Source organism: Fluoribacter dumoffii NY 23 (assembly GCF_000236165.1).
Classification (GTDB): domain Bacteria; phylum Pseudomonadota; class Gammaproteobacteria; order Legionellales; family Legionellaceae; genus Legionella; species Legionella dumoffii.
Map to the genome: position 1 here is coordinate 3187208 of NZ_CM001373.1, position 3074 is coordinate 3190281.

Sequence of the window (3074 nt, forward strand, 5' to 3'; positions counted from 1 at the left end):
GTCCTACCCCAGGTATTGATTCAGTTCATCTGAAGTAACTCAGATTATATGGTCAAGACAATCAGCCAATTAGTACAAGTTAGCTGCACGCATTACTGCGCTTCCACACCTTGCCTATCAACGTCGTAGTCTCCAACGGGCTTCATGGGAAAACTCATCTTGAGGGAGGCTTCCCGCTTAGATGCTTTCAGCGGTTATCCCGTCCGAACTTAGCTACCCGGCAATGCCACTGGCGTGACAACCGGTACACCAGAGGTTCGTCCACTCCGGTCCTCTCGTACTAGGAGCAGCTCCTCTCAATTTTCCTACGCCCACGGCAGATAGGGACCGAACTGTCTCACGACGTTCTAAACCCAGCTCGCGTACCACTTTAAATGGCGAACAGCCATACCCTTGGGACCTGCTTCAGCCCCAGGATGTGATGAGCCGACATCGAGGTGCCAAACACCGCCGTCGATATGAACTCTTGGGCGGTATCAGCCTGTTATCCCCGGAGTACCTTTTATCCGTTGAGCGATGGCCCTTCCATACAGAACCACCGGATCACTAAGACCTACTTTCGTACCTGCTCGAGCCGTCGCTCTCGCAGTCAAGCACCCTTATGCCTTTACACTCTTGGTACGATGTCCGACCGTACCGAGGGTACCTTTGTGCTCCTCCGTTACTCTTTGGGAGGAGACCGCCCCAGTCAAACTACCCATCATACACTGTCCTCATCCCGGATTACGGGACCAAGTTAGAACCTCAATAACAACAGGGTGGTATTTCAAGGTCGGCTCCATGAGAACTAGCGTCCTCACTTCAAAGCCTCCCACCTATCCTACACAGTTATCATCAAAGTCCAGTGCAAAACTATAGTAAAGGTTCACGGGGTCTTTCCGTCTAGCCGCGGGTACACTGCATCTTCACAGCGATTTCAATTTCACTGAGTCTCGGGTGGAGACAGTGTGGCCATCGTTACGCCATTCGTGCAGGTCGGAACTTACCCGACAAGGAATTTCGCTACCTTAGGACCGTTATAGTTACGGCCGCCGTTTACCGGGGCTTCGATCAAGAGCTTCTCCGAAGATAACCCCATCAATTAACCTTCCGGCACCGGGCAGGCGTCACACCCTATACGTCTTCTTACGAATTTGCAGAGTGCTGTGTTTTTAATAAACAGTCGCAGCCACCTGGTCTCTGCGGCCCTCTCCAGCTCTGAAAGTAAATCCCATCACCAGAAAGGGCGTACCTTCTCCCGAAGTTACGGTACCATTTTGCCTAGTTCCTTCACCCGAGTTCTCTCAAGCGCCTTAGTATTCTCTACCTGTCCACCTGTGTCGGTTTGCGGTACGGTTCTCTATAAGTTATGGCTAGCAGCTTTTCCTGGAAGCCGGGCATCAATAACTTCGCTGTACACCGAAGTGTCAGCACCATGTCGCACCTCAGGGTTAATGGTAAACCGGATTTGCCTAGTCTACCCCCCTACATGCACATACCAGGACAACCAACGCCTGGCTTATCTAGCCTTCTTCGTCCCCACTTCACCACTTATAAAAAGTCCAGGAATATTAACCTGGTTCCCATCGACTACGCTCTTCAGCCTCGCCTTAGGGGCCGACTCACCCTGCTCCGATTAACGTCGTGCAGGAAACCTGGGACTTCCGGCGTGAGGGCTTTTCACCCTCATTATCGTTACTCATGTCAGCATTCGCACTTCTGATACCTCCAGCAGACTTCTCAATCCACCTTCATCAGCCTACAGAACGCTCCCCTACCACGTGCACTTAGTGCACATCCGCAGCTTCGGTGACTAGTTTTAGCCCCGTTACATCTTCCGCGCAGGCCGACTCGACCAGTGAGCTATTACGCTTTCTTTAAAGGGTGGCTGCTTCTAAGCCAACCTCCTGGCTGTCTATGCCTTCCCACATCGTTTCCCACTTAACTAGTACTTTGGGACCTTAGCTGGCGGTCTGGGTTGTTTCCCTCTTCACGACGGACGTTAGCACCCGCCGTGTGTCTCCCGTGATTCAATTAGCCGGTATTCGGAGTTTGCATCGGTTTGGTAAGCCATGACAGCCCCCTAGCCGAAACAGTGCTCTACCCCCAGTAATCATTCACGAGGCGCTACCTAAATAGCTTTCGGGGAGAACCAGCTATCTCCGGGCTTGATTAGCCTTTCACTCCTAGTCACACGTCATCCGATAATTTTTCAACATTACCCGGTTCGGACCTCCAGTTGGTGTTACCCAACCTTCATCCTGCACATGACTAGATCGCCCGGTTTCGGGTCTACTCACAGCGACTCGCGCCCTATTCAGACTCGATTTCTCTACGGCTTCCTTATTCAGTTAACCTCGCCACTGAAAGTAACTCGCTGACCCATTATACAAAAGGTACGCAGTCACATCTCCGAAGAAATGCTCCCACTGCTTGTACGCAAACGGTTTCAGGTTCTATTTCACTCCCCTCTCCGGGGTTCTTTTCGCCTTTCCCTCACGGTACTGGTTCACTATCGGTCAGTAAGTAGTATTTAGCCTTGGATGATGGTCCACCCATATTCAACCAGGATTACACGTGTCCCGGCCTACTTGTTCGCGTGCTTAGTTCCTAATACAACCTGCATATACGGGGCTTTCACCCTCTATGGCCAACTTTCCCAAGTTGTTCTATTTCATTGTATTATAAATCACACCAGGCTCTTCCCCGTTCGCTCGCCGCTACTTGGAGAATCTCAATTGATTTCTTTTCCTTCGGGTACTTAGATGTTTCAGTTCCCCGAGTTCGCCTCTACAACCTATGTATTCAGTTGCAGATGACCATACTCACGTATGGCCGGGTTCCCCCATTCGGACATCTCTGGTTAAACGCTCGTTTCCAGCTCACCAGAGCTTTTCGCAGGATTCCACGTCCTTCTTCGCCTCTTACTGCCAAGGCATCCACCGTTTGCGCTTCTCTTCTTGACCATATAATCTCAATTACCTCAAAATCATACGGCTTTGCTGTTTCAATACAAGTACGCTTGTGTTACCTCTTTATTTACCAAATTTTTAATGAACGTCTGGTTATTCCAGATTAAAACACTCTCATAAAAA

Annotated in this window: 1 rRNA gene; it reads right to left on the minus strand. The window is 50.4% G+C overall.

Features of this window, described 5'->3' with window-relative positions:
- Nucleotides 1-48 precede the first annotated feature (48 nt).
- A 23S ribosomal RNA gene (locus tag KYQ_RS14515) occupies nucleotides 49-2945 on the minus strand.
- Nucleotides 2946-3074 lie beyond the last annotated feature (129 nt).